The sequence below is a fragment of the Blastococcus sp. SYSU DS0753 genome (genome assembly GCF_054051175.1).
This window is the reverse complement of sequence record NZ_JBJHAT010000003.1, coordinates 140,124-165,371: the sequence shown is the minus strand read 5'-3', so window position 1 is coordinate 165,371 and position 25,248 is coordinate 140,124. Positions and strand designations below refer to the sequence as shown.

Genomic DNA, 25,248 nt, shown 5'->3' with positions numbered 1-25,248 from the left:
GCGGTGGTGTCCGACGGCCCGTCTCCCTCCGGGGGACGGGCCGTCGGTGTTCCCGGGGCGCCGCACCCGGGGCCGCCCTCAGGCGAGACCCGGCGGCACCCGGCGCGGACCGGCCTCGGCCGGCCGGGGCCGGTCCTCGGGGAAGGCGCGGACGGCCACGATGGCGACGTCGTCGGCCCCGGCGTCGGGCACCAGCCGGGTGAGGACGGTGTCCAGCAGCTCTTCCAAGTGGGTGCGGCCGAGGTCGCGCAGCGCCTCGCGCAGCCGCTCCAGGCCCTCGTCCAGGTCGATGTCGCGGCGCTCGACGAGCCCGTCGGTGACCAGCAGCAGGGTGCACCCGTCGAGCAGGTCGGCGGTCTGGTCGCCGCGGGGCGCACCGGGGTCGATCCCGAGCATCAGCTCCGGGGTGCTGGTGAGCAGCGTGGTGGTGCCGTCGGGGGCCAGCAGGATCGGCGGCAGGTGCCCGGCGTTGCTCCAGCGCAGCAGCCGCCGGCCGGCGACGGGCTCCTCGGGATGCCGCTCGATGCGCGCCAGCACGGCGGTGGCCAGCGAGGAGACCGCCAGCCCCCGCGCCGCGTGCTCGACCCGGGTGAGGGTCGCCGCCGGGCCGTCCTCCTCGGCGTAGGCCAGCGCCCGCAGCAGGCCGCGGAGCTGACCCATGGCCGCGGCCGCGTTGCTGTCGTGGCCGACGACGTCGCCGATCACCAGCATGGTGGCCCCGTCGGGCTGGAGGAACGCGTCGTACCAGTCGCCGCCCACCTGCGCCTCGTGCGCCGCGGGGCGGTAGCGCACGGCGATCTGCAGGTGGTCGGGCTCCGGCGGCGGGGTGAGCAGGGACTGCTGCAGCCGGTCGGACAGGGCGCGGTCCGCGGCGGCCCGGGCGGCCAGGGACTCCAGCTCCGCGGCCTGGCGCTGGGCGGCCAGCCGGTCGGTGAGGTCGCGGAAGGAGACCACCACGCCGGTGAGCTCGTCGTCCTCCACGGTGGGCACGACGACCATCTCGACCGGGATCGGGGTGCCGTCGCTGCGCCAGAACGTCTCCTGGTCGGCGACGACGGTGCGGCCGGTGCGCAGGGCCCGCCAGACCGGGCACTCCTCGCGCGGGTAGGGCGAGCCGTCCGGGCGCGTGCCGTGGATGAGGGCGTGCTGGTCCTTGCCGAGCTGCTCGCCGGGCGGGTAGCCGGTGAGCCGGGCCGCGGCGGGGTTGAGGAACTCGACCCGGCCGTCGACGTCGAGGCCGTAGATGCCGTCGGCGACGTTGGCCAGCACCCGCTCGGTGATCGCGAGCGCCCGGGTGAGCTTGGCCTCGGTCTCCTGCAGCACCTCGAGGTCCCGGGCGCGCGCGGTGGCGACCTGGCGCAGCGTGGTCGCCTCGGCACCGGCCGCGCGCGCCTCGGCGGTGAGGCGTTCGTTCTCCAGCCGCTCGGTGACGTCCAGGCCGGTGACCAGCAGGTACTCCTCCTGCGTGCCCTCGCTCACCAGTTGCAGGGTCAGGTCGGCGACCCGCCGCGTCCCGTCGGCCAGGAAGAAGCCGGTGGCCGCACGCACCGGCTCGCCACCGGTGGCCACCTGCTGGCACCAGGCGGTGACCCGGGCGCGGGCCTCGGGGTCGCCGGCCCACCAGCCGACGTCCCACAGCAGCCGGCCCAGCTGGTCGCGGCGGTCGAAGCCGCAGTCCTCCAGCGCCAGCCGGTTGGCGGTGAGCAGCGTGCCCCCCGTGTCGCAGACCGCGGCGAGCAGCAGCGAGGAGTCCTGCAGCACCGAGAACCACGACGGCGTCCCGGGCAGCGACTCCTCGCCCGTGATCTGCGCCGCGCTGCGGCCGGCCTGGGCCATCCCGATGTCCGCTCCTCCCACTGTCTCCCGCGTGCGCGGGGCCGGTCCAGCCTGCCGTACGACCCCCCGGCTCACCAGCAACCCGGGCTGTCGGGTCGGCCTCACCCGGCCCGCGCCGGTGGCCGGTCAGAGGCCGAGCGAGCCGGCGAGCTCGGCCATGGCGCGGTCGAACCAGCGGTCGCGGTCGACCACCGAGCCCACCAGGTGGCCGAACAGCTCGAAGCTGATGGCACCGAACATCGAGCTCCAGGCCAGCAGGGCACGCACGCGCACCGTCTCGTCGAGGGCCGGGTGCTCGCCACCCAGGATCGCGACCGCGCCGTCGCTGATCAGGCCCGGATCGCGCTCGCCGGCGGCCTCGGGGAGCGCCCCGGAGCGGGCGGCATCGCCCAGGATGCGCCCGAGGACCACGCCTGCGCGGGCGGCGGCGGGCACGGTCTCGGCCGGCGCCTCGTACCCCGGGACGGGCGACCCGTACAGCAGCGCGTACTCGTGCGGGTGCTCCAGAGCCCACCCGCGCACCGCCCGGCAGACGGCCAGCCAGCGCCGGCGTGGCGGATCGGAGGGGACGTCGGCGGCCTCGGCGGCGGCGCCCAGGTCGTCGTAGCCGTCGATGATCAACCGGGTCAGCAGCTCGTCGCGGCTGGGGACGTAGCGGTACACGGCGGAGGACGCCATGCCGAGCTCGCGGGCCACCGCCCGCAGGGAGAGCCCGGCCGCACCGACCGCGGCGAGCTGCCGCCGGGCCGCGTCGGCGATCTCGGCGGTGATCTCGGCGCGGACGCGCTCCCGGGCGGTGGGCACCGGCCCAGCGTGCCGCTTCGGAGCAGTGCGCGCAAGCGAGAGCAGTGCTCTTGACACGCACCGGTCGCCAGCGCGAGCATTGCCCCACAACGAGAGCACCGCTCACATCAAGACCACCGGGGAGCACCCATGGCACTGCACGTCGTCGTCGGCAAGGGGCCGGTCGGCCTGACCACCGCCCGGGAACTGCGGGAGCGCGGGCACGACGTGCGCGTCCTCTCCCGGAGCGGCGGGGTCTCCGCGGACGGGCTCGAGCACCGGCAGGTGGACGCCGCCGATGCCGGGGCCCTCGCGGACGCCGCCCGCGGCGCGGCCGCGCTCTACAACGCGGTGAACCCCGCCTACCACCGGTGGGCCACCGACTGGCCGCCGGTCGCGGACGCGCTGCTCCTGGCCGCCGAGCGCACCGGCGCCGTCCTGGTCACCATGTCCAACCTCTACCCCTACGGGCGCCCCCACGGGCCCATGACGCCGCGGACGCCGCTGGCCGCCACCGACACCAAGGGGCTCGTCCGGGCGCGCATGTGGCAGCAGGCGCTGGCCGCCCACCAGGCCGGCCGGGTGCGGATCACCGAGGCCCGCGCCGCGGACTTCGTCGGACCGCAGGTGCCGGCTGCGCAGTCCCACCTGATGCGCCAGCTCCCCGCCCTCCGGCGCGGTCGCACCGCCTGGGTGATCGGGGACCCCGACGCTCCCCGCAGCTGGGCCTACCTCCCCGACGTCGCCACCACCCTGGCCACCCTGGGCACCGACGAGCGCGCCCTCGGCCGGGCCTGGCACGTGCCGAGCGCCCCACCGCGCTCCCAGCGCGCCGCCCTCACCGACCTGGCGGCGGCCATGTCCGCCCCGGCGCCGACCGTCCGCGGCGTGCCCTGGCCGGTGCTGCGCGCGGTGGGGCTGCTCTCGCCGCTCATGCGGGAGGTCGTCGCCGTGCGGCACCAGTTCGACCAGGAGTACGTGGTCGACGCGGCGGACACGACGGCGACGTTCGGCATCGCGCCGACCCCGTGGGCCGAGGTGGTCGCCGCGACCGCGGAGCACGCACCGGTGGCCGCCTGAGGACCGGTCGCCCCGCCGTCACTACGGTGGTTCCCATGGTCTCTGCCTGGCTCCTGGTCACCCTGACGGCGTCCGGCGCCGCGGCGCTGGGCTACGGCGCCCTCCGGCTCGCGCGCGGCCCGAAGGCGGGCCGGCGATGAGCGGCCCGACCGAACTGCCGGTGCCCGACACCGCCGACGTCCGCAGCGGGCCGGAGGTCTCCGAGCAGCTCCTCGCGGTGCTGCCCCTGCTGGGGGAGTGGCACGGGGAGGGCCAGGCGGCCGGCACCGGCGGCGACCACCGGTTCGGCCAGTGGATCCGGTTCGCCCACGACGGACGGGGCTTCCTGGCGTACGAGTCGCGCACCTGGCGGCTCACCGACGACGGGAGGATCGTGGGGCCGGACGTCCGGGAGTCCGGCTTCTGGCGCCCCCGCGGGAACGACGACGTCGAGCTGCTGGTGGCCAGCCCCGACGGGCTCGTGGAGATCTACGTCGGCACCGCCCGCACCACCACCAGCTGGGAGCTCACCAGCGACGTGCTGGCGCGCACGCCCGACGCAGCCGAGGTCACCCGGTCGGTGCGGCTCTACGGCATCGTCGAGGGGGCGCTGATGTACGCCATCGACCGCGCCCTGGGGGAGCAGCCGCCCCGCCCGGTCATGTCGGCCCGCCTGGAGCGCATCCGATGACGGCCGGCACGAGCCGCGCCACGACTCCTCGCCAGGTCGCCGACGCCTACGTCGCGCGGGCCGCCGAGCTCGACCCGATCCTGGCCACGGCGCTCGGCGTGCGCCCCGGTGACGACCGGCTCCCGGACCTGTCGCCGGCGGGCATCGAGGCCGAGGCGGCGCTGGCGCGCGAGACGCTCACCGAGCTGGACCGGGTGCTGGCTGCCGACCCCGCGCTCGGCGACGACCCGGTCGAGCGCCGGTGCGCCCGGCTGCTGCGCGAGCGGCTCACTGCCGAGCTGGACGCGCACGCCGTGGGGGAGCCCTACCGCTCGCTGAACAACCTCTTCAGCCCGGTGCACTCGGTGCGCCAGGTGTTCAGCATGATGCCGGCGGCGTCGGAGGAGGACTGGTCCGTCCTCGCTCGGCGCCTGGCCCGTGTCCCGGACGCCTACCGCGCCTACCGGGAGACGCTGGAGGAGGCCGCCCGGCGGAACCTGCTCGTGGCCCCGCGCCAGGTGCGCACCGTCGTCGAGCAGCTGGACCAGTGGCTGGCCGGTCCCTACTTCGCGACGTTCGTGGCCGCCGGCCCGGAGGCGCTGCAACCGCAGCTGCGGTCGGCCGCCGAGGCCGCCGACGCCGCGGTGGCCGCGATCCGCGACCACCTGCGCGACGAGTACGGCCCGCGCACCGAGGACGTGCCCGACGCCGTGGGCCGCGAGCGCTACACCCGGGCGGTGCGCCGCTGGACCGGGTCGGACCTCGGCTCGGGTGGCGGGCTGGAGGAGGTCTACGCCTGGGGCTGGGCCGAGCACCGGCGGATCCTCGCCGAGCAGCGGATCGAGGCGGAGAAGGTGCGCCCGGGCGCCACCCCGCTGGAGGCGATGCGCTGGTTGTCCACCAACGGCCCGGCCGTCGAGGGCGTGGCGGAGATCCGCGAGCGGCTGCAGCAGATGATGGACGAGGCGATCGCCGAGCTGGACGGGGCGCACTTCGACCTCGCCGAGCCGGTGAAGCGGGTGGAGGCGATGATCGCGCCGCCCGGCAGTGCGGCGGCGCCGTACTACACCCGGCCGGCGCAGGACTTCTCCCGTCCTGGCCGCACCTGGCTGCCCACCCTGGGCCGCACCCGGTTCCCGCTGTGGGACCTCGTCTCGATCTGGTACCACGAGGGCGTTCCCGGCCACCACCTCCAGCTGGCCCAGTGGGTCCACGTCTCCTCCCAGCTGTCGACGTACCAGACCTCGGTCGGCTCGGTGAGCGCGAACGTGGAGGGCTGGGCGCTCTATGCCGAGCGGCTGATGGACGAGCTCGGCTACTTCCGCGACCCCGCGGAGCGGCTGGGGTTCCTGGACGCCCAGCAGCTGCGGGCGGTGCGGGTGGTCATCGACATCGGCATGCACCTGCAGCTGCCGGTCCCCGACGACGCCGGCGGCGCGCTGGCCGAGCACCGCGGTCAGCCCTGGACGCCGGAGCTGGCGCGCGCCTTCCTGGGCGAGCACTCCGGCGCCGACGTCGCCTTCCTCGACAGCGAGCTGGTGCGCTACCTCGGGATCCCGGGGCAGGCGATCAGCTACAAGCTCGGGGAACGGGCGTGGCTGGCCGGCCGGGCGGCGGCCCAGCGGGCCCACGGGGCGGCCTTCGACCTGAAGGCCTGGCACATGGCGGCGCTGTCGCAGGGGTCGCTGGGCCTGGACGACCTCGAGGCGGAGCTCGCGGTGCTCTAGCGTCGCGGCGGGGTCGGGTTCACCGGGTCGTCGGCGTGGCCGACCCGGTCGTCCACCCCGGAGGCCAGGACCTCCAGCCCCGGCGTGCCCATCAGCTCGGCGACGCAGGCGGGGCTGCCGCCGACGTAGGTGCTCATCAGGTCGATGTCGGTGGCCACGGCCCAGGCGCGGTCGGCCGGCCACCACAGGTTGGCGCTCTGCTCGGCGGGCTCGGGCGCCAGGTTGCGCGCTGCGTCGGCCACCCGGCCCTGCACCAGCACGGCGTCGCGGCCCCGGGGCAGCGGCAGGGTGGGCTGACCGCGCAGTGCGGCGGCGTCGGCGCCGAAGCCGGCCCACCGGCCGAACAGGCAGTCCCCGGGCGCGGTGGTGTGCCGGGCGAGCACGGCAGCCATGCGCGCGGCGACCGCGGTGGGCAGGTGCCCCTCCGCGGGGGCGCCGTCCCAGTCGGGGGGCTGGCTGTCCTCGTGCAGGTACTCCCAGCCGCCGGTCACCGCCGGCCATTGCGCGAGCGGGTGGACGACGGTGCCGTTGAGCGCGGCGACCGCGGCCCAGGGGACCTCCACGTCGTCGTCGCCCTCGTAGCGGTAGGCGGGGTGCAGCACGCGGGCGTAGGCGGGGAACACCGGCGGCACGAGCGAGGCCACCGTGCCCCAGTGGGCCCGGCCAACCGCCTCGGCGAGCCAGGCGCCGGCGGACACGTCGGTCTCGACGGGGAGTCCGCCGAGCTGCACGTACGCCTCCTGGAAAACGGACAACCCCCGGGCTGCTCCGCGGCGCTCCACAGGGAAGCTGCACGCGGGCCGACTGGACAACTGTCGGCGGCCCGGGGGTCGGGTGACTGTCCGGTTCTCGCTCGCCGCCATCGACGGACGGGCGATCATGCCGTCGTTCGGATTCCCATCCGAACGGGCGGCCCATCTGGACGGCGGCTAGCGGACAGCCACCTCACGAGTCCTGTAGCTCAGCAAAGTTACGGACCACCTCCTCTCTCGTGTGCCACGACGGTACGGCCGCGGGCACGGGAGCGGCAACCGATTTGCTCCGCTGTGAGCGAACGCCCTGGTGGCCGGTCCTGGACCGGCGTGTCCCGGACCGGCCGGACGGCGGTCAGCTCCCGCTGCCGGGACCGATCGTGCGCCCCGGCGGGCGGGTGCCCGACCAGTCGGGGTCGTGCTCGGCCTGGTCGTCGACCGTCTCGTAGTCCGGCCGCGGACCGTCGTCGTCCCCGAGGTCCTCGGCGGCGTGGGTGGCGGTGCGCCCGGGAGGCGGGGTGACGCCCTCCCACTCCGGCTCGTGCTCGGCCTGGTCGTCGACCGTCTCGTAGCCGGGTCGCGCGGCCTCCTCGCCCAGCTCCTCGGTCGCGGGGGTGGCGCCGGGGCCGGGCGGCGCGGCGGCCGCGCGGGCCGGCTGCTCGACGCGGTCGTCGACGGTGTCCCAGGCGTCGGGGATGCCGTCCTGGTCGAGGTCGCTGAGCTCGTGCAGGTACATCGCCTTGTAGCGGCGGTTGCGCAGCCGCAGGATCACGCTGGCCAGCAGCGCCGCGGCGACGGTGCCGGCCAGGATGCCGACCTTGGCGTGCTCGTAGCTCTCGCTCTCGGCGCCGTATGCGAGCTCGGTGATCAGCAGCGAGACGGTGAAGCCCATACCGCCGAGCAGCGCCAGCCCCAGGACGTCGGGCCAGCCGAGGTTCTCGTCGAGCTGGGCCCGGGTGAAGCGGGCCACCAGCCACGTGGCGCCGGTGATGCCGATCGCCTTGCCGGCGACCAGCCCGGCCACGATGCCGATGGCGATGCTGTCGCCGAGCGACTCGCCCAGGCCCGACAGCCCGCCGACCGCCACGCCGGCGGAGAAGAACGCGAAGACCGGGACGGCCACGCCGGCCGACAGCGGGCGGATGCGGTGCTCGAAGTGCTCGGCGAGGCCCGGCCCGGCGTCGGGCCCGCCGGCGGCCTCGCTGCGGACGACCGGGACCGTGAAGGCGAGCAGGACGCCCGCGACCGTGGCGTGGACGCCCGACTCGTGGACGAGCACCCAGGTGACGGCGGCCAGCGGCAGCAGGAGCCACCAGGAGCGGATCCGCTTCTGCACCAGGAAGCCGAACAGCGCCAGCGGGATCAGCGCCAGCAGCAGCGGGGTGACCGCCAGGGCGGAGGTGTAGAAGATCGCGATGATCGTGATGGCCAGCAGGTCGTCGACGACCGCCAGCGTCAGCAGGAACGTGCGCAGGGCGCTGGGCAGGTGGGTGCTGATCACCGCCAGGACGGCGAGGGCGAAGGCGATGTCGGTGGCCGAGGGGATCGCCCAGCCCGCCAGCGCACCCTCGGGGCCGCCCAGGTTGAGCAGCACGAAGAACAGCGCCGGGACGGCCATGCCGCCCACCGCGGCGGCGATGGGCAGGGCCGCGCGGCGCGGTTCCCGGAGGTCACCGGCGACGAACTCCCGCTTCAGCTCCAGCCCGGCCACGAAGAAGAAGATGGCCAGCAGACCGTCGGCGGCCCACGTCCCGAGGGTGAGGTCCAGGTGCAGGGCCGCCGGCCCCACCCGGGTGTCGCGCAGCGCCTCGTAGCTCTCCGCCCAGGGGGAGTTGGCCCAGATCAGCGCGATCGCCGCCCCCACCAGCAGCAGGGCGCCGCCTACGGTCTCCTTGCGGAGCACCGAGGCGACGCGCTGCGCCTCGGTCCAGGAGCCGCGTCCGAAGAGGCGGTTGGGGGCGGTCGACGTCACGGGGCGGCTCCGGAGGGCAGGATCGGGTCGGGGGCGCGCCCGGCGACGGACGCGCTGCCGACCAGACTTCCCGGCGCACCTGGGTTTCACGCTACCCGGCGAGGAGTTGCCGGATGCGGGGGGACAGCCCGGCATCGCCGCGGGGCACGCCGTCGACGGTGTGCACGGTCACCGCGCCGCGCACGCCGGAGAGCAGCCAGACCGCGTCCGCGGAGTGCAGGTCCTCGACCGTGCCGGGGGTCGACGCGGTCGGCCACCCGGCAGCGCGCGCGGCGTCGAACAGCCGCGCCTGGGTGGTGCCGGCGAGGATGCCGCTGTCCACCGGGGGCGTGTGCAGCGTGCCCGCGGCGGCCCAGACGACGGTCGAGGTGGGGCCCTCCAGCAGCCGCCCCTCGAGGCTGGTGAGGACGACGTCGTCGGCCCCCAGGTCGTGCGCGTGCCGCTGGGCCGCCATGTTCACCGCGTAGGAGAGGGTCTTGGCGCCACCGAGGAGCCACGGTGCCCCCGCGCGGAAGTCCGCGGGCACCCCGAGCCCGAGCGTCACCACCGAGATGCCCTCGCGACGCTGCCGCACCGTCTCCGCGGGGACCGGGGCGAGCAGGGCCAGCGCCGTGGGCGGCGCGCCGTCGCCGAGCCCGCGGGTGAGGAGGAGGCGGCACACGCCCTCGACGTCGGTCGGCCAGCCGGCCAGCACGACGGCGACCAGCTCCCGCCAGGCCGTGTCGCCGGGGTGCGGCAGCCCCAGGAGACCGGCGGAGCGGGCGAGCCGGGCCAGGTGCGCGGGCAGGTGCGGCGTGCTCCCCCCGACCACGAGGACGGACTCGAAGACGCCGTCGCCGCGGGCCAGGCCGAGGTCGAAGGCGGTCACGACCGGCTGGTCGGCGGGGACCGGCGCCGCCGCGCCGTCCTGCCAGACCGCCACCCTGCGCTGCTCGCTCACGGGTCCAGCCTGCCGCACCGCGGGCTTAGGCTCACCGCATGGGGACCGACGACGTCGCCGCTCCGCTGGCGGAGCAGCTGCGGGCCCGCGGCCTGCGGCTGACCCCCCAGCGCGCCCGGGTGCTGGCCGCGGTCGCGGCGCTGCCGCACGCGACGCCGGAGGCGATCGGCGCCCGGCTGCGCGAGGAGGCCGGCCCCGGCGGCAGCGCCCCCGACACCTCGACGGTCTACCGGACGCTGGAGCTGCTGGAGCGGCTCGGGCTGGTCTGGCACACCCACCTGGGGCGTGGCGCGCCGGTCTACCACGCCGCGGAGCGGCCCCACCTGCACGTGGTCTGCAACTCCTGCGGCGTGATCTCGTCGGCGGCCCCCGACCTGCTCGACGCGGCGGCGGAACGTCTGGCGGCCGACCTGGGTTTCACCGTGGACGTCGGTCACGTCGCCCTGTCGGGCACGTGCCGCGCCTGCCGAGACCGCGCCGGAACGGAGTCGTCATGACCACGCCCTCACCCCTCCTCTCGCGGCCCGGGGCGGTGCCCCTCGAGGCCGGACCCGAGTCCGCCCGCGTCGTCGCGGCGCACTACGGCGACCCGCTGCGCGAGCAGCGGCTGCTCGCCGAGGGCGCCGGCCTGGTCGATCGCAGTGACCGCGACGTCCTGGCGGTGCCCGGGGCGGACCGCCTCTCCTGGCTGCACAGCATCACCAGCCAGCACCTCGAGCGGCTGGCCGACGGCATCGGCAGCGAGGCGCTGGTGCTGAGCCCCCACGGGCACGTCGAGCACCACCTGGTCCTCGCCGAGCTGGGTGGCACGACCTGGGTCGACGTCGAGCCGGGCGCCGGCCCCGCCCTGCAGGCGTTCCTCGAGCGGATGCGGTTCATGCTCCGCGTGGAGCCGGGGCTGGTCACCGACGACTGGGCGGTGCTGTCCCTGGTCGGCCCCGGCGCCGACGAGGTGCTGGCGACGGCGGGGCTGCCCGTGCCCAGCACGCCGTACGCGGTGGAGCCGGCCGGTGCCGGGTGGGTGCGCCGCATGCCGCCGGTCGGCGACGGGTCGGCCGCCGTCCACGACCTGCTGGTCCCGCGGGCGGACCTCGGGGCCGTGGCCGACCGCCTGGGCGCCCCCCTGGCGGGTGCTGCGGCCCACGAGGCGCTGCGCGTCGAGGCCCGGCGGCCGCGGTTCGGCCTCGACAACGACCACCGGACCATCCCGAACGAGCTGGAGTGGCTGAGCACCGCCGTCCACCTCGACAAGGGCTGCTACCGCGGGCAGGAGACGGTCGCCCGCGTGCACAACCTCGGCCGCCCGCCCCGCCGGCTGGTGCTGCTCCACCTCGACGGGGTCAGCGAGGACCTGCCGGGCCCCGGCGAGCCGGTGCTGGCGGGCACGCGGACGGTCGGCCGGGTGGGCAGCGTCGTCCGGCACCACGAGCTGGGTGTGATCGCCCTGGCGCTGGTCAAGCAGTCGGTGGCCCAGGACACCGCGCTGACCGTGGGTGGTTCGACGGCCGCGATCGACCCCGACGACGCCGCGCCGGCGCTCGACGACACCCAGGTGGCGGCGCGGAACCGGGTCCGGGCCGTCCGGTCTGGGACGATCGGCTGAGCGCGCCGCGGCCGTCCGCCTGACGGGTGGGCAGGTCGGGGGCGCTGACCTACGCTCCGGCCAGCGCCCGCCGCTGACCACCGCCGATGCCCGTGCGCCGGGCGTCCCGCACCTGGAGGCCACCCCCGTGAGTCCGAAGCCGTCCCCCGCCGGGGGTGCCGCCGTCGACGCGCTGCTGGACCCGGCGTTCCTGGAGAGCGCCGTGAGCCGGCCCATGGGCGACGTGCGCCGGCTGCGCCGGGAGGCGGAGCAGCAGGAGGTCAACCTCTCCTACACCCGCCGGCTGCTGCAGGGGCGCCTGGACATCGTGCGGCGCGAGCTGCAGCGGCGGGCCGAGCACGACGGGCGCTCGCTGGTCGACCTGCTGCCCGAGATCCTCGCCGAGAAGGGGCGCGGCCCCGCCCACGGCCTCGGCCGCCACCAGACGGTGCAGCCGGCGGACCCGCAGGAGTACGAGTCCTGGGTGCACGCGCTCACCCCAGGCGCCGACCTCTCGGCGATCACCGAGCTCTCCGACGCGAAGCTCGAGGCGGCCGCGCGGGCGCTCGCCGACGCCGAGAAGGGGCTGTCGGAGCGTCGCCGCGGCGTGCAGCAGGTCATGGACGGCCTGGCCGCGGAGCTCGGCCGCCGGTACCGCGACGGCGAGGCCGACGTCGCGGCCCTGCTCGCCGACGAGGGACGCCACTAGGAGGACCACTAGAAGGACCACGCCTCCCCCCATGCCTCGCACGCTCCGCATGGGACCCTGAGGCGTGACCGTTCCAGCAGCTCAGCACGCTCGCGGCGGTTCCTCCGCCTCACCGTGGCCGGAGAACCCCGTGCTGGTCGAGGTCCGGCGGTCGGGGTTCCTCGAGTCGGTGCACCGGGGAGCGCTGGTGGTGCTGGGCGCCGACGGGGACGTGCGGTTCGCCGCCGGCGACGTCGACCGGCCGGTGCTGCCCCGGTCGGCGAACAAGCCGGTGCAGGCGACCGCGATGCTGGCGGCGGGCTGGACGCCGCGCTCGGCCGAGGAGCTGGCCATCGGTGCCGGCTCCCACAGCGGCGAGGACGGGCACCGGGACCTGGTCGCCGGCATGCTCGCCGCCGTCGGGCTGGGGCCCGACGACCTGGGCTGCCCGCCCGCCCTGTCGCAGCACGAGGCGACGAAGGCGACCTGGCTCGTCCCCGGGCGCCCCCCCGAACGCCTGGCCATGAACTGCTCGGGCAAGCACGCCGCGATGCTGTCGGCCTGCGTCGCCGCCGGCTGGCCGACGGCGGGCTACCTGGAGCGGGAGCACCCGCTGCAGCAGGCGATCGAGGCGCGGCTGGGCGAGGCGGCCGGTGTGCCGGTCGCGGCCGTCGTCGTCGACGGGTGCGGTGCGCCGCAGCACGCCCTGCCGCTCACCGGGCTGGCGCGCGGGGTCCTCTCGCTGGTGCAGGCGGCCGACGGCTCGCGGGAGCGGGCGGTCGCCGACGCGATGCGTGCCCAGCCCTGGTTCGTGGCCGGCTCGGGCCGCGAGGACACCGACCTGATGCGTGCGGTCCCCGGCCTCCTGGTGAAGGGCGGCGCCGACGGCGTGCACGTGGCGGCGGTGCCGGGTGCGGGAGCGGTGGCGCTGAAGCTGGACGACGGCGGGGACCGCGGGCGGACGCCGGCGCTCGCGGCCGGGCTGCGCCGGCTCGGGGTCCCCGCCGAGGTGCTTGCCCCGTGGGCGCGGACACCCGTCTCCGGCGGGACCGGTGTCGTCGGCGAGGTCCGGGAGTCCGCTGCGCTGGACGCCTGACCGGTCGCCGGCCGGGTGTGGCTGGTATCACCCACGGGTGCTAGCCGCTCCGCTTGCAAGAGCTAGCACTCGGGGTTAGCGTCGAAGGCGTGCAGACCCCTGGTGACTTCGTCCGCGACCAGGTGACCACGGTCCGCGAGAGGGTGGACCGGGTCGCCGGCAGCGTGGCCGACACCGTCGCCGACGCACCGAGCGTCTCGGCGGTCGGCTCGTCGGTAGGTGACTTCATCCGTGAGCAGCGCAGCGCCGCGCGCGTCTCGCTGCGCGAGCTGGCCCGCACCGCCGGGGTCAGCAACCCCTACCTGTCCCAGGTGGAGCGGGGCCTCCGCAAGCCGTCGGCGGAGATCCTCGCGTCGATCGCCCGGGGCCTGAAGATCTCGGCCGAGACGCTCTACGAGCAGGCGGGGATCCTCGACCGGCGTTCCGGGAACCCGGACACCGTGGCGGCGATCCGCAACGACGACGCGCTCTCCGAGCGGCACAAGGCCGTCCTGCTCGAGCTCTACGAGACCTACGTCCGCGAGCACCGGGCCTCGTCCCCGGCCGCCGGCTGACCCCCTCCCCCCACTCCTGAGGAGTTCCGCATGACCCCCACGCAGACCGTGAAGCAGTACGGCGAGTTCGCCGTGACCCAGGGCCGCACGCTCGCCGAGCAGGCCCGCACCCCGCTGCTGGCCTTCGTCGGCGCCGGTGACCTGGCCGTCGAGCGGGCCCGCACCGTCGTCGCGCAGTTCCGCAGCACCGCCGAGGCGCTGCCGGGCGAGGCGCAGGTCCAGGCCGACCTGGCCGTCAAGGAGGCTCGCACCCGGGCCGCCGAGGCCGCCGGCACCGCCCGCACCACCGCCCAGCAGCTGGCCGACGCCGTCCGTCCCGAGGTGCTGGCCAGCACCGTCGCCGGGCTGGTCGAGACCGCCCGCACCCAGGCCGCCGCCACGGTGGAGACCCTGGCCGAGCGCGGCGCGGTCGTCGTCGAGGACCTGCGCCGCCAGCCCGGTGTCCGCCGCGTCGTCCGTCGCGCCGAGCGGGCCGTCGACACCGTCGAGGACGCTCTCGAGGACGCGCTCGAGGACGGCGCGGAGGCCGTGGTCGAGGCCTCCAACGAGGTGACCTCGGTCGCGCAGAAGACCGCGGCGAAGGCCACCAAGGCGGCGGCCAAGGCCGAGGACAAGCTCGAGGACGCCGCCGACGCGACCAAGGACGTCGCCGAGGAGGCCGTCGCGGCGCCCAAGGCCAAGCCCGCCAAGAAGGGCACCTCGGCCGCCCGCAAGTCCCCGGCCAAGGCCACCTCGGCCCGCGTGACCCGGGCCCGCGCCGCCAAGCCGGCGGACCCGACCGCGGTGCCCACCAAGAAGAACTGACGCCACGGCGCCACCGACCAGGGCCCCGGAGCCGCGACCAGCGGTCCGGGGCCCTGTCGCGTCCGGCGAGCCCCTCCCTTCGGGCGAGTCTGCCGGTTCGCTGGTCCGGCGGACGGCGGAGCGCGGGTAGGCTCGGGGCATGGGCGTGTTCGACGGATGGCTGCTGCTCATCCTGTACTGGGCGTCCCTGGGGCTGACCGCCTGGGCGTTCGTGGACGCCCTCATCCGGCCGGCCGCCGGGTACGTCGCCGCCGGCAAGCTGACCAAGCCGGCCTGGGCGGCGATCACCGGCCTGGCACTGCTGGTCATCTTCTGGCTGAAGACCCCGCTGTCGCTGCTCGGGCTGCCCGCGGTCATCGCGGCGATCGTCTACCTGGTCGACGTGCGTCCCGCCGTCGGCGGGATGCGCCGCGACAACACCTGGTAGCAGGCGGCCGCCCCGTCGACCCGGCTCAGGGCCGGTCGTCGGCCGGGATGATGATCCAGAGCAGCAGGTACGCCACGAACTGCGGGCCCGGGAGCACGCAGGAGAGCACGAAGGCCACGCGCAGGCCGCTGCGCGAGAGCCCGAAACGTCGGGCGATGCCGGCGCAGACGCCGGCGACCATCTTGTGGCGGGTGTCCCGGCGCAGCCGGTACGGCGCAGGTGTCGTCACGCGGCCAGCCTAGGTCCGTGCGACGAGTTCGTCTCGTCCTCGTGGCCTCGGGTTCCGCGCAGACGGTCGGGTGATCAGCGGCCGAACACGCCGGCGGGTGGCTCGGGCGAGGGCTGCGCATCGGCGTCGAGGACCGGCCGGGCGTTGCCCGTGAACCGGTCCAGCTCGATGCCGTCGACCACGCGCGACGGCATCGGGTCGCGGGCGCACGCGCGGCTGAGCTCCGCGAGCGGCAGCTCGGCGTCGGAGGCGACGGCGACCAGGTTGCCGAAGCGCCGGCCTCGCAGGATGCCCGGCTCGGCGAGCAGGCAGACGTGCCGGAAGGCGGTGCGGAGCGTGGCGACCTGGCCGCGTGCGAAGCGCAGCGGCGGCCCGTCGGCCACGTTGGCGGCGTAGACGCCCCCGGGCCGGAGCGCCCGCGCGACCTGGCCGGCGAACTCGACGGTGGTGAGGTGGGCGGGCGTGCGGGCGCCGGCGAAGACATCGGTGACGACGACGTCGGCGCTGTCCGCATGCAGCGCGGCGAGGGCCTCGCGGGCGTCGGCGGCCCGCACCCGCACCCGGGCGGCGCGCGGCAGCGGCAGGAACTCGCGCACCAGGTCGGTGAGGGGCTGGTCGATCTCGGCGACCCGCTGGCGCGACCCGGGGCGCGTGGTGGCCACGTAGCGGGGGAGCGTCAGCGCGCCACCGCCGAGGTGGACCACGTCGAGCGGGGCGCCGGGCTCGGCGGCCAGGTCCAGCACGTGGCCGATCCGCCGGACGTACTCGAACTCCAGGTGGGTGGGGTCGGCGAGGTCCACGTGGGACTGCGGGGTGCCGTTCACCATCAGCACCCACGAGCCGTCGCGGTCGGCGTCGGCGAGCAGCTCCGCGGTGCCGCCGTCGACGGGGACCGGCCCCGGGGGAGTCCTCACCGGTGCGCCGTCCCCATCCGGCGCTCCGCCGTCCCCGCTGACATCGCAGGCCATGGTCCCACCTGCGTTCCCGGGGGGCCCTCGGCGCTCGGGCGGCTACCGTCCCCGACGTGCGCCGGATCGAGCTGCCGCCGCGGGAGATCACCGCCTTCGGCAGCCGTGGGGTGTCCATGGTCTCGCCGGCCCGGGTGCCGGAGCCGGTGCCCGGTTTCGCGGTGCACCTGGTGACCTTCGCGGCCGGCGCGATCCTGGGTCGGCACGAGACGCGCCTCTGGCAGCTGTTCGCGGTGGTCTCCGGGGAGGGCTGGGCGGCCGGCGGCGACGGTGTCCGGGTGGCGCTGGCGGCGGGGGACGCCGTCCTCTGGGAGCCCGGCGAGCTGCACGACAGCGGATCGGGCACCGGGATGGCCGCCGTGGTGGTCGAGTGCCCGGTGACGCCGGTGCCGGACGAGGGGTGAGGCAGGCTCAGACCGGGGCGACCGCCGACCACCGCACGGTGATCTCGCCGTGCCGCCAGCGCCGGCTGGAGCCCACCAGCGGCCACCCCTGCGCGCCCAGCGCCTCCACCGCCGTCGTCCAGCGCTGGCGGGGGCCGAAGGCGCTCATCCCGGCGGCGGCGGCCCAGGCGGCGTCGAAGGCGCGCAGGAACTCGTGGACCGGCTGGCCGGGCACGTTGTGGTGGATGAGCGCCTTGGGCAGCCGCTCGGCGAGATCGAACGGCGTCGCGATGTCGGAGACGCGCGCCGCGAGCGTCAGGGTGAGCGGGCCGTCGGCGTCCAGCGCCACCCAGGCCGAGCGCCGCCCCCACTCGTCGCAGGTGCCCTCGACGATCAACCCGCCGGGGGCGAGCGCGCCGCGCATGGTGTCCCAGGCGCGCGCCGCGGACTCCTCGTCGTACTGGCGCAGCACGTTGAAGGCCCGCACCAGGACCGGCCGCAGCCCGGCCAGCTCGAACCCGCCCACCCGGAAGTCCACCCGCGGCGGATCCCGGTCGGCGGCCACGGCCGCCACCCGCGCCGGGTCGATCTCCAGCCCGACGACCTCCAGGCCGGCGACCTCCGGGCCCAGCCGCTCGACCAGCTCCAGCGTCGTCACGGCGGAGGAGCCGTAGCCCAGGTCCACGACGAGCGGACGAGCGGCGTCACGCAGCCGCGGCACCTGCGTGGCCACCAGCCACCGGTCGACCCGGCGCAGCCGGTTGGCGTTGGTGGTCCCACGGGTGGGCAGGCCCAGTGCCCGCGCCCGCCCCGCGGCCAGCCGGGGCGCCTTGCGCTGCGGCTGAGGGGACAGCGAGGCCCGGCGCTTGTGGTCGTTGCCCGGCTCGCTCACCGGATGCGAGCCTAGTCCGGGCTACCGTCGTCCCCGTGCAGGTGCGATCCGGGGTCCCGCTGGCGGAGCTGACCACCCTTGCCGTGGGCGGTCCCGCCGAGCGGCTGATCGAGGTGGAGACGGCCGCCGAGCTCGTGGCAGCGGTCCGCGACGCCGACGAGTCCGGCCGCCCGCTGCTGCTCATCGGCGGCGGCTCGAACCTCATCGCCCCGGACGAGGGGTGGCGGGGTGACGTGGTCGCCGTCCGCTCCCGCGGGATCGAGCGGGCGGGCGATCGCCTCACCGTGCAGGCGGGGGAGGACTGGGACGCGCTGGTCGCCTACACGGTCGCCCACCGGCTGGCCGGCGTGGAGGCGCTGTCGGGGATCCCCGGGTCGACCGGGGCGACGCCGGTGCAGAACGTCGGCGCGTACGGCCAGGAGGTCGCGCAGACCATCACCGGCGTGCGCGTGTACGACCGCGCCGAGAAGGCCGAGCGCACGCTCGCGCCGGCCGAGTGCGGGTTCGCCTACCGGGACAGCCGGCTCAAGCGCGAGCCCGGCCGGTTCGTCGTCCTCGAGGTGGCCTTCGCGCTGCACCCCGGCGAGCTCTCCCGGCCGGTCGGCTACGCGGAGCTGGCCCGGTCCCTCGGCGTCGAGATCGGTGAGCGGGCGCCGCTGGCCGCCGTCCGCGACGCCGTCCTGGCGCTGCGCCGCGGCAAGGGGATGGTCTGGGACCCGGCCGACCCCGACTGCCGCAGCGCCGGGTCGTTCTTCACCAACCCGGTCGTGCCGGCCGGGCACGCCGTCGAGGGGTGCCCCAGCTGGCCGGCCGGCGACGGCCTGGTCAAGCTCAGCGCCGCGTGGCTGGTGCAGCACGCCGGCTTCGGCCGCGGCACCCGGGACGGGCGGGTGGGGACGTCGTCACGGCACAGCCTGGCCCTCACCACCTCCGACGGCGCGACGGCGGCGGAGCTGCTGGCCTTCGCCGATCGGGTGGTCGGCACCGTGCGGGAGCGGTTCGGCGTCACCCTGGAGCGCGAGCCGACGACCCCGTCGCCCTACCGGGCGACACCGCCACCAGTTGCCGTCCCCCCATCGCGCTGAGCCGCTGAGTTGCGCCTCCGGGCCCCACCCGGCGCGACCGTGCCGTCAGCCGCCGGTCAGGTCCAGGTGCATGACGTGGAGGCCGACGTAGCCGTGCTCGGGGTGCTCGAACGCCTCCGGCACGGTGCCGATGACGCGGAAGCCCAGTGACCGCCACAGGCGCACGGCCGCCGTGTTGGTCTCGACGACGGCGTTGAACTGCATCGCCCGGTAGCCGTCCGCGCGCGCCGCCGCGACCACGTGCTCGCCGAGGGCGCGGCCCACGCCGCGGCCCTGCGCCGCCGGGTCGACCATGAAGCTCGCCGTCGCCACGTGGGAGCCGCGACCCGGCCGGTTCGGGCCCGTCTTCGCGCTGCCCAGCACCCGGTCGCCGTCGACGGCGACGAACGTGCGTCCGGGCGGGGGCTCCATCCACAGCGCCCGCGCCTCCTCGGAGGAGAGCCCGGCGGGATAGGCGTAGGTCTCCCCGGCGTCGACGACCGCACGGAAGATCGGGTGGATCGCCGGCCAGTCGTCGCCGGTCGCCTCGCGGATCTGCATCGTCACTCCTCCCGGGCCACCTTGTGCTGTGCGGCCTGGGCGCGCGGCCGCACGACGAGCAGGTCGACGTTGACGTGGTGCGGGCGGGTGACCGCCCACGCGATGCAGTCGGCGACGTCCTCGGCCACCAGCGGCTCGCGCACCCCGCGGTAGACGGCGTCGGCCCGCTCCTGCGAGCCCGTCCGGTTGAGCGAGAACTCCTCCGTCTTCACCATGCCGGGGGCGATCTCGATCACCCGGACCGGCTCGCCGCACAGCTCCAGCCGCAGCGTCTCGGCCAGCGTGTGCACCCCGTGCTTGGCCGCCGTGTACGAGGCGCCGCCCTCGTAGGAGATCAGCCCCGCGGTGGAGCCGACGAACAGCACGTCCCCGGCACCGCTGGCGCGCAGCGCCGGCAGCAGGGCCTTCGTGAGCCGCACGGTCCCGAGCACGTTCACCTCGTAGGTGCGCGCCCACGAGTCCAGGTCGGCCTCGGCCACCGGCGCGGTGTCGAACGCCCCGCCCGCGTTGTTGACCAGCACGTCGACGCGGTCGAGGGCGGCGGTGAACGCCTCCACCGAGCCGGGGTCGGTCACGTCGAGGGGGAGGGCCCGGGCCCCGATCGACGAGGCGAGCGCCTCGAGACGGTCGAGGCGGCGGGCGCCGACGACGACGTCGAAGCCCTCGGCGGTCAGCCGGCGGGCCGTGGCCGCGCCGATCCCGCTCGAGGCGCCGGTGACGACGGCGGTGCGGCCGGTACCGGGCAGGGCGCCGGCCCCCGCGGGGGCCGGGGGTGAGGAACCTGACATGTGCCCATCCTGGCGCTGTTGCAGGATGGAGCACCGACAGGGGTGCCGGTCGGGGCCCTCGCAGAGCAGAGCGGAGGTCCCTCGTGCCCGCTCGCCGCTTCCCCCGGGCCGGCCGCCCGGCGCGCGTGGCGACGCTGTCGGTGCACACCAGCCCGCTGGACCAGCCCGGTGCCGGTGATGCCGGCGGCATGAACGTCTACATCGTCGAGGTGTCGCGCCGGCTGGCCGCCCAGGGCATCGAGGTCGACGTCTTCACCCGCGCCACCTCCAGCGAGCTGCCCCCGGTGGTGGAGGTGACCCCCGGCGTCACCGTGCGGCACGTCAGCGCCGGGCCGTTCGAGGGCCTGGGCAAGGAGGAGCTGCCCGCCCAGCTCTGCGCGTTCACGGCCGCGGTGCTGCGCGCGGAGGCCCAGCACGAGCCGGGCCACTACGACGTCGTGCACTCGCACTACTGGCTCTCCGGGCAGGTCGGCTGGCTGGCCCGCGACCGCTGGGGGGTGCCGCTGGTGCACACCGCGCACACCCTGGCCAAGGTCAAGAACGAGGCGCTGGCCGCGGGCGACCGCCCCGAGCCCCGCGCCCGCGTGATCGGGGAGGAGCAGGTGGTGGCCGAGGCCGACCGGCTGATCGCCAACACCGACGAGGAGGCCCGCCAGCTGGTGCGCCTCTACGGCGCGGACCCCGCGCGCACCCTCGTCGTCCCGCCGGGGGTCGACCTCGACCGGTTCCGGCCGGACAGCCGGGCGGCGGCCCGCCGCACGATCGGCGTCCCGGACGACGCCGTCGTGCTGCTGTTCGTCGGGCGCATCCAGCCGCTCAAGGCTCCCGACGTGCTGCTGCACACCGCGGCCCGCCTGCTGGCCGACGACCCGGCGCTGCGCTCCCGGCTGCAGGTGCACGTGGTCGGTGCGCCCAGCGGCACGGGCCTGGACGCTCCCCGGCAGCTCGAGCAGCTGGCCCGCTCGCTGGGCATCGGCGACGTCGTCCGCTTCCACGCGCCGCAGCCCCCCGCGCGGCTGGCCGAGTTCTACCGGGCCGCGGACGTGACGGTCGTCCCCAGCCACAACGAGTCCTTCGGCCTGGTGGCGCTGGAGTCGCAGGCCTGCGGCACCCCCGTCGTCGCGGCGGCCGTGGGCGGCCTGCCGACGGCGGTGCGCGACGGTGTCTCCGGTGTGCTGGTCGACGGCCACCGGGCCGACGACTACGCCGCCGCGGTGCGCTCGGTCCTCGCCCGCCGGGAGCTGCTGGCCGCGGGCGCCGGCCGGCACGCGGCCGGCTTCTCCTGGGACCGCACCGCCGAGGCGCTCGTCGACGCCTACGTCGCCGCGGCCGCCGACATGGCGGCGCCGCCGGCCCGCCCGGTGCGCGACCGCCGGGGTGGGCCGCTGCGGGCCCTGCCCGGGATGGGGGTCGCGCGGTGAACCGGACGATCGAGGAGCTCGACGCCGTCATCGACCGGACCCTGCGCGACAGCGAGCTGGTGCACGAGCACCCGAGGCCGGGCACGTGGCTCGTGGAGCTGCCGGGGACGAAGAAGCTGAAGACGGTCTGCGGGCTCATCGTCGGGGACCACGCGCTGCGCGTGGAGGCGTTCGTCTGCCGCCAGCCCGACGAGAACCGCGAGCAGCTGTGGACCTACCTGCTGCAGCACAACGCCCGCATGTACGGCGTCTCGTACTCGATCGACTCCGTCGGCGACGTGTACCTGACCGGCCGGCTGCCGCACGCCGCCGTCACGCCCGAGGAGCTCGACCGGCTCCTCGGGGCGGTCCTCAGCTACGCCGACGACCACTTCAACACCATGCTCGAGATCGGGTTCGGCACGTCGATCCGCCGCGAGTGGGAGTGGCGGGTCAAGCGCGGGGAGTCGCTGCGCAACCTGGAGGCGTTCGCGGCCTTCGCCGACCCCTCGCGCCGCCCGGCCGCGGGAGGGCGGGGCGCCGACCCGGCGCCCGGGGCGTGACGGCGACGGACAGGTCGCAGCCGGGTGCCGAGGCACCCGGCGAGGGCGCGGGGCCCGGCTACGCCCGCCGGTGGTGGGTGCTGGCCACCATGACCGTCTGCCTGCTCGTGGTGATCATGGGCAACACGATCCTCAACGTCGCCCTCCCGACGCTGCAGCGGGAGCTGGAGGCCAGCCAGGGCGAGCTCCAGTGGGTCGTCGACGCCTACATCCTCGTGTTCGCCGGCCTGCTGTTCACCTGGGGCGTCATCGGCGACCGGATCGGCCGCCGGCGGGTGCTGCTGATCGGGCTGGGCATCTTCGCCGTGGGGTCGGTGTTCGCCGCGCTGAGCGACAGCCCCCTGGAGCTCATCGCCTGGCGGGCGGTGATGGGCATCGGCGGGGCGGCGGTCCAGCCGACGACGCTGGCGGTCATCACCAACGTCTTCCCGCCCCGCGAGCGCGGGCGCGCCATCGGCGTCTGGGCGGGGACGGCCGGGATCGCCGTCGCCGGCGGCCCGCTGGCCGGGGGCGCGGTCCTGGAGCACTTCTGGTGGGGCGCGGTCTTCCTCGTCGGCGTCCCCGTGGCGGCGCTGGGCATCGTCGCCGTGCTCGCCTTCGTCCCGGAGTCGAGGGACCCAAACCCCGGCCGGCTGGACGTGCCGGGCGTGCTGCTGTCGATCGTCGCGCTCGCCGGCCTCGTCTACGGCATCATCCACGGCGGCGGGGGAGCGGGGTGGACGACGCCGGGCGTCCTCGTACCCCTGCTCGGCGGTCTGGTCCTGCTGGCCGTCTTCGTCTGGCTGCAGCGCCGGTCGGCCCACCCCGCGCTCGACGTCTCGCTGTTCCGCAACCCGGCCTTCTCCGCCGCCGCAGCAGCCCTCGGCCTGAACTTCTTCGCGCTCCTCGGCGCGACGTTCTACCTGGTGTTCTACCTGCAGGGCGCGCGCGGCTACTCGCCGTTGCAGAGCGGCGCGGCGCTGATCCCGGTCGCGCTCGGCATGGCGCTCATGGCGCCCCGCAGCTCCGGGCTGGCCGAGCGGTTCGGGGCCAAGGCCGTCTGCGCGACCGGCTTCCTGCTCATCACCCTGTCGTTCCTCGGGGTGCAGCTGCTCGACCTCACCTCCCCCGTCTGGCTGCTGCTGGTGGTGCTCTCCGTGCAGGGGCTCGGCATGGGCGCGGTCATGGCCCCCGCGACCGAGTCGATCATGTCCGTGGTGCCGCGGGAGAAGGCCGGCGCCGGTGCCGCGGTCAACAACTCGGTGCGGCAGGTGGGCGGCGCCCTGGGCGTCGCGATCCTGGGCTCCCTGCTGGCCGCCACCTACTCCGCACAGCTGGGGTCCGTGGCCGACGGGCTCCCGGCCGGTGCGCGCGACGACGCCCGGCAGTCGGTCGTCGCCACGCTGGACGCCGTGCGCCGGGCGCAGGCCGAGGGGACGCCGGAGGTCGCGCGGGCCGCGACCGCGGTGATCGAGCCCGCCCGGGAGGCGTTCGTCACGGCGATGCACCTGACGGCCATCGGGACGGCGGCCGCGACCCTCGTCGCGGCGGTGGTGGTGCTGCTCTGGCTGCCGGGCCGGCCGAGACGGGTGTCCTCGGCCACGCAGTGACCCGATAGCGCAACGGAGTGTTGACGAGGGTGCGCCGCACCGGTGCCCGGCCGCGGCGCGGCCCTCGCCGTGCCCACGGGCAGCGAGGAGGTCACCGCGGCGGTGTGCTGGGCGCGCGACGGCGAGCGGGAGCTGGCCCTGGCCTGACGGCCCTGCTGCCCGTGGCGGCGGCGTCGGGCAGGATGATCGCCGTGACGACCTCGACGGGAACCCTGGTGCTGCTCCGCCACGGCGAGAGCGAGTGGAACAAGGCCAACCTCTTCACCGGCTGGGTGGACGTGCCGCTCACGGAGAAGGGGCGCGAGGAGGCTGCCCGCGGCGGACGGCTGATGGCCGAGCACGGGCTGCTGCCCGACGTCTCGCACACCTCGCTGCTGCGCCGGGCGATCATGACCGCTGAGCTGGCGCTGCACGAGGCCGACCGGCAGTGGATCCCGGTGCAGCGCTCCTGGCGGCTGAACGAGCGGCACTACGGGGCGCTGCAGGGCAAGGACAAGGCCGCCACGCTCGCCGAGTACGGCGAGGAGCAGTTCATGACCTGGCGCCGCTCCTACGACACCCCGCCGCCGCCGATCGAGCCGGGCAGCGAGTACAGCCAGGACGGCGACGCCCGTTACTCGTTCCTCCCGCCGGAGGCGCGCCCGGCGACCGAGTGCCTGGCCGACGTCGTCGTCCGGATGCTGCCGTACTGGTACGACGCGATCGTGCCGGACCTGCGGCTGGGGAAGACCGTGCTGGTCGCCGCCCACGGCAACAGCCTGCGCGCGCTGGTGAAGCACCTCGACGACATGGGGAAGGACGAGGTCGTCGGCCTCAACATCCCGACCGGGGTGCCGCTCCGCTACGACCTCGACGACGACCTGCGGCCGGTGAAGCCGGGCGGCGAGTACCTCGACCCCGACGCCGCGGCGGCCGCCATCGAAGCCGTCAAGAACCAGGGCAAGCGCTGACGGGCCGGCCCCGCAGGGGTCGGTGAGGAAGCGCGGGAGCCGCCCCCTGCGGGCGCTGCGACGGAGGGGGAACCCGGGGAAGTCCCCGGGAAGTCGGCAGCGCCGGGCTCAGCCCAGCAGGGAGCGGCTCCAGACCGCGGTGCCGTTCGTCAGGACGACGATGCGGTCGCCTCGGACTCCCAGCGCTCGCCGGTGACCAGGTAGCAGACCCGCCGGGCCACGCTGACCGCGTGGTCGGCGAAGCGCTCGTAGTAGCGACCCAGCAGCGTGATGTCGATGGCCGACTCGATGCCGTGCGGCCAGGTCTCGCTCAGCAGCTGGCGGAACAGGCCGCGGTGGATCTGGTCCATCGCGTCGTCGTCGGTCTCCAGCTCCCGCGCCGCCTCGATGTCCCGCTTCGCGATCACCGTCGCCGTCTTCGCGATGAGCAGCTCGGCCACGTTGCCGGCCTCCAGGAAGGACGGGCGCACCTCCTGCGGCACCGCGTGGTCGGGGAACCGCATGCGCGCCACCTTGGCGATGTGCGCGGCGAGGTCGCCCATGCGCTCGAGGTCGGCGACGATCCGCATGGCCGCCGTGATGGTCCGCAGGTCGCCGGCCACCGGCTGCTGGCGGGCGAGCAGGGTGAACGTGCGCTGCTCGATGCTCTCCCGGGTGGCGTCGATCTGGTCGTCGCCGGCGATGACCCGGTCGGCCAGGGCGACGTCGGCGTCGAGGAGTGCCGTCGTGGCGGTGCTCATCTGCGAGCCCACGGAGTTGGCCATCTCCACCAGGCAGGTGTTGATGTCTTCGAGTTCCTCGTGGTAAGTGTCCCGCACGGTCGTCCTCTCGTCGTGATTCCCCGGCGACGGTAGGCGCGCCGGGGACCGTTCCGGCCGCTGTGGGGTGAACTCCGGCCCTATCGCCGGTGAACACTGACCCGTCCGAGCGGTGAACCTCTTGCCGGATCATGGTGCCCGGCCCAGGCACAC

The 25,248-nt window shown here is 75.8% G+C and carries 27 protein-coding genes; 16 read left to right on the top strand and 11 right to left on the bottom strand.

Going from position 1 to position 25,248, the window contains the following annotated elements; translation table 11 throughout:
* Positions 1-78: 78 nt before the first annotated feature.
* Positions 79-1,836, bottom strand: a complete 1,758-nt coding sequence (locus tag ACI799_RS04195) for a SpoIIE family protein phosphatase (RefSeq protein WP_456612495.1) — start codon at positions 1,834-1,836, stop codon at positions 79-81.
* A 126-nt stretch (positions 1,837-1,962) separates the two neighbouring features.
* The gene (locus ACI799_RS04190) at positions 1,963-2,640 is read right to left on the bottom strand and encodes a WHG domain-containing protein (protein ID WP_456589178.1); all 678 of its coding nucleotides are present in this window, start codon (positions 2,638-2,640) and stop codon (positions 1,963-1,965) included.
* 129 nt (positions 2,641-2,769) lie between these two features.
* Here ACI799_RS04190 and ACI799_RS04185 point away from each other — a divergent pair, with 129 nt between their 5' ends.
* The 3 genes from ACI799_RS04185 (at position 2,770) to ACI799_RS04175 (ending at position 6,075) form a co-directional block, all read left to right on the top strand.
* Positions 2,770-3,699: an NAD-dependent epimerase/dehydratase family protein gene (locus ACI799_RS04185; RefSeq protein WP_456612494.1), complete on the top strand. Its 930-nt coding sequence runs from the start codon at positions 2,770-2,772 to the stop codon at positions 3,697-3,699.
* 136 nt (positions 3,700-3,835) lie between these two features.
* On the top strand, positions 3,836-4,369 hold the full coding sequence (locus ACI799_RS04180) for an FABP family protein (RefSeq protein WP_456589176.1): 534 nt from the start codon (positions 3,836-3,838) through the stop codon (positions 4,367-4,369).
* On the top strand, positions 4,366-6,075 hold the full coding sequence (locus tag ACI799_RS04175; RefSeq protein WP_456612493.1) for a DUF885 domain-containing protein: 1,710 nt from the start codon (positions 4,366-4,368) through the stop codon (positions 6,073-6,075). Before ACI799_RS04180 ends, ACI799_RS04175 begins: the two co-directional genes overlap by 4 nt.
* Here ACI799_RS04175 and ACI799_RS04170 read toward each other — a convergent pair.
* From ACI799_RS04170 to ACI799_RS04160, 3 genes are all read right to left on the bottom strand, one after another.
* Positions 6,072-6,830: a hypothetical protein gene (locus tag ACI799_RS04170; protein ID WP_456599576.1), complete on the bottom strand. Its 759-nt coding sequence runs from the start codon at positions 6,828-6,830 to the stop codon at positions 6,072-6,074. The genes ACI799_RS04175 and ACI799_RS04170 overlap by 4 nt on opposite strands.
* A gap of 352 nt (positions 6,831-7,182) precedes the next feature.
* Complete coding sequence (gene nhaA / locus ACI799_RS04165; RefSeq protein WP_456612492.1) at positions 7,183-8,799, bottom strand: Na+/H+ antiporter NhaA; 1,617 nt, start codon at positions 8,797-8,799, stop codon at positions 7,183-7,185.
* Positions 8,800-8,890: 91 nt separating this feature from the next.
* The gene (locus ACI799_RS04160; RefSeq protein ID WP_456612491.1) at positions 8,891-9,739 is read right to left on the bottom strand and encodes an aminotransferase class IV; all 849 of its coding nucleotides are present in this window, start codon (positions 9,737-9,739) and stop codon (positions 8,891-8,893) included.
* A gap of 38 nt (positions 9,740-9,777) precedes the next feature.
* Here ACI799_RS04160 and ACI799_RS04155 point away from each other — a divergent pair, with 38 nt between their 5' ends.
* The 7 genes from ACI799_RS04155 to ACI799_RS04125 all read left to right on the top strand — a co-directional run bounded on the left by ACI799_RS04155 (position 9,778) and on the right by ACI799_RS04125 (position 14,890).
* Complete coding sequence (locus tag ACI799_RS04155) at positions 9,778-10,236, top strand: Fur family transcriptional regulator (protein WP_456612490.1); 459 nt, start codon at positions 9,778-9,780, stop codon at positions 10,234-10,236.
* Entirely contained in the window at positions 10,233-11,342 is a 1,110-nt protein-coding gene (gene ygfZ / locus ACI799_RS04150; protein WP_456612489.1) for a CAF17-like 4Fe-4S cluster assembly/insertion protein YgfZ, read from the top strand. Before ACI799_RS04155 ends, ygfZ begins: the two co-directional genes overlap by 4 nt.
* Before the next feature lie 127 nt (positions 11,343-11,469).
* Complete coding sequence (locus ACI799_RS04145) at positions 11,470-12,030, top strand: RsiG family protein (protein ID WP_456589169.1); 561 nt, start codon at positions 11,470-11,472, stop codon at positions 12,028-12,030.
* Positions 12,031-12,160: 130 nt separating this feature from the next.
* Positions 12,161-13,105, top strand: coding sequence for an asparaginase (locus ACI799_RS04140; protein ID WP_456612488.1), 945 nt, complete (start codon positions 12,161-12,163; stop codon positions 13,103-13,105).
* 89 nt (positions 13,106-13,194) lie between these two features.
* Positions 13,195-13,659, top strand: coding sequence for a helix-turn-helix domain-containing protein (locus ACI799_RS04135; RefSeq protein ID WP_456589167.1), 465 nt, complete (start codon positions 13,195-13,197; stop codon positions 13,657-13,659).
* Between the two features lie 30 nt (positions 13,660-13,689).
* Positions 13,690-14,463, top strand: a complete 774-nt coding sequence (locus ACI799_RS04130; RefSeq protein WP_456589166.1) for a hypothetical protein — start codon at positions 13,690-13,692, stop codon at positions 14,461-14,463.
* A gap of 139 nt (positions 14,464-14,602) precedes the next feature.
* Positions 14,603-14,890, top strand: coding sequence for a DUF2516 family protein (locus ACI799_RS04125; protein ID WP_456589165.1), 288 nt, complete (start codon positions 14,603-14,605; stop codon positions 14,888-14,890).
* Positions 14,891-14,915: 25 nt separating this feature from the next.
* Here the strand turns inward: ACI799_RS04125 and ACI799_RS04120 are convergent, their stop codons facing one another.
* Together ACI799_RS04120 and ACI799_RS04115 are read right to left on the bottom strand one after the other, a co-directional pair.
* Entirely contained in the window at positions 14,916-15,119 is a 204-nt protein-coding gene (locus ACI799_RS04120; protein ID WP_456589164.1) for a PspC domain-containing protein, read from the bottom strand.
* Positions 15,120-15,193: 74 nt separating this feature from the next.
* Positions 15,194-16,033: a spermidine synthase gene (locus ACI799_RS04115; protein WP_456596241.1), complete on the bottom strand. Its 840-nt coding sequence runs from the start codon at positions 16,031-16,033 to the stop codon at positions 15,194-15,196.
* A gap of 110 nt (positions 16,034-16,143) precedes the next feature.
* On the opposite strand from ACI799_RS04115, the gene ACI799_RS04110 reads away from it, so the two are divergent.
* Positions 16,144-16,491 carry a cupin domain-containing protein gene (locus tag ACI799_RS04110; RefSeq protein ID WP_456599580.1) on the top strand — a complete coding sequence of 116 codons (348 nt, stop codon included), beginning with the start codon at positions 16,144-16,146 and terminating at the stop codon, positions 16,489-16,491.
* 7 nt (positions 16,492-16,498) lie between these two features.
* Here the strand turns inward: ACI799_RS04110 and ACI799_RS04105 are convergent, their stop codons facing one another.
* Positions 16,499-17,362 (bottom strand): class I SAM-dependent methyltransferase, encoded by an 864-nt coding sequence (locus ACI799_RS04105; protein ID WP_456589161.1) that lies wholly within the window; start codon positions 17,360-17,362, stop codon positions 16,499-16,501.
* Between ACI799_RS04105 and ACI799_RS04100 the strand changes: the two genes are divergently transcribed.
* A complete protein-coding gene (locus ACI799_RS04100) occupies positions 17,266-18,447 on the top strand; it encodes a UDP-N-acetylmuramate dehydrogenase (protein ID WP_456612487.1) in 1,182 nt (393 codons plus the stop codon). The genes ACI799_RS04105 and ACI799_RS04100 overlap by 97 nt on opposite strands.
* 45 nt (positions 18,448-18,492) lie before the next feature.
* Here ACI799_RS04100 and ACI799_RS04095 read toward each other — a convergent pair whose 3' ends face one another.
* Both ACI799_RS04095 and ACI799_RS04090 read right to left on the bottom strand, forming a co-directional pair.
* The gene (locus ACI799_RS04095) at positions 18,493-18,987 is read right to left on the bottom strand and encodes an N-acetyltransferase family protein (protein WP_456589159.1); all 495 of its coding nucleotides are present in this window, start codon (positions 18,985-18,987) and stop codon (positions 18,493-18,495) included.
* Between the two features lie 2 nt (positions 18,988-18,989).
* The gene (locus ACI799_RS04090) at positions 18,990-19,775 is read right to left on the bottom strand and encodes an SDR family oxidoreductase (protein ID WP_456596246.1); all 786 of its coding nucleotides are present in this window, start codon (positions 19,773-19,775) and stop codon (positions 18,990-18,992) included.
* A gap of 83 nt (positions 19,776-19,858) precedes the next feature.
* On the opposite strand from ACI799_RS04090, the gene mshA reads away from it, so the two are divergent.
* The 4 genes from mshA (at position 19,859) to ACI799_RS04070 (ending at position 24,277) form a co-directional block, all read left to right on the top strand.
* Positions 19,859-21,196 (top strand): D-inositol-3-phosphate glycosyltransferase, encoded by a 1,338-nt coding sequence (mshA, locus tag ACI799_RS04085; RefSeq protein ID WP_456612486.1) that lies wholly within the window; start codon positions 19,859-19,861, stop codon positions 21,194-21,196.
* A complete protein-coding gene (locus ACI799_RS04080) occupies positions 21,193-21,738 on the top strand; it encodes a YbjN domain-containing protein (protein WP_456596248.1) in 546 nt (181 codons plus the stop codon). The genes mshA and ACI799_RS04080 overlap by 4 nt, the downstream gene beginning before the upstream one ends.
* Entirely contained in the window at positions 21,735-23,327 is a 1,593-nt protein-coding gene (locus ACI799_RS04075) for an MFS transporter (protein ID WP_456589155.1), read from the top strand. The genes ACI799_RS04080 and ACI799_RS04075 overlap by 4 nt, the downstream gene beginning before the upstream one ends.
* A gap of 191 nt (positions 23,328-23,518) precedes the next feature.
* A complete protein-coding gene (locus ACI799_RS04070; protein ID WP_456589154.1) occupies positions 23,519-24,277 on the top strand; it encodes a phosphoglyceromutase in 759 nt (252 codons plus the stop codon).
* 149 nt (positions 24,278-24,426) lie between these two features.
* On the opposite strand, the gene phoU is transcribed toward ACI799_RS04070, so the two are convergent.
* Positions 24,427-25,095, bottom strand: coding sequence for a phosphate signaling complex protein PhoU (gene phoU / locus ACI799_RS04065; RefSeq protein WP_456589153.1), 669 nt, complete (start codon positions 25,093-25,095; stop codon positions 24,427-24,429).
* Positions 25,096-25,248: the final 153 nt, after the last annotated feature.

Excerpts from the sequence above, each read along its gene's own strand:
- ACI799_RS04195 (WP_456612495.1), bottom strand. The coding sequence starts at position 1,836 with ATGGCCCAGGCCGGCCGCAGCGCGGCGCAGATCACGGGCGAGGAGTCG.
- ACI799_RS04185 (WP_456612494.1), top strand. The coding sequence starts at position 2,770 with ATGGCACTGCACGTCGTCGTCGGCAAGGGGCCGGTCGGCCTGACCACC.
- ACI799_RS04180 (WP_456589176.1), top strand. The coding sequence starts at position 3,836 with ATGAGCGGCCCGACCGAACTGCCGGTGCCCGACACCGCCGACGTCCGC.
- ACI799_RS04175 (WP_456612493.1), top strand. The coding sequence starts at position 4,366 with ATGACGGCCGGCACGAGCCGCGCCACGACTCCTCGCCAGGTCGCCGAC.
- ACI799_RS04155 (WP_456612490.1), top strand. The coding sequence starts at position 9,778 with ATGGGGACCGACGACGTCGCCGCTCCGCTGGCGGAGCAGCTGCGGGCC.
- ygfZ (WP_456612489.1), top strand. The coding sequence starts at position 10,233 with ATGACCACGCCCTCACCCCTCCTCTCGCGGCCCGGGGCGGTGCCCCTC.
- ACI799_RS04130 (WP_456589166.1), top strand. The coding sequence starts at position 13,690 with ATGACCCCCACGCAGACCGTGAAGCAGTACGGCGAGTTCGCCGTGACC.
- ACI799_RS04125 (WP_456589165.1), top strand. The coding sequence starts at position 14,603 with ATGGGCGTGTTCGACGGATGGCTGCTGCTCATCCTGTACTGGGCGTCC.
- ACI799_RS04095 (WP_456589159.1), bottom strand. The coding sequence starts at position 18,987 with ATGCAGATCCGCGAGGCGACCGGCGACGACTGGCCGGCGATCCACCCG.
- ACI799_RS04090 (WP_456596246.1), bottom strand. The coding sequence starts at position 19,775 with ATGTCAGGTTCCTCACCCCCGGCCCCCGCGGGGGCCGGCGCCCTGCCC.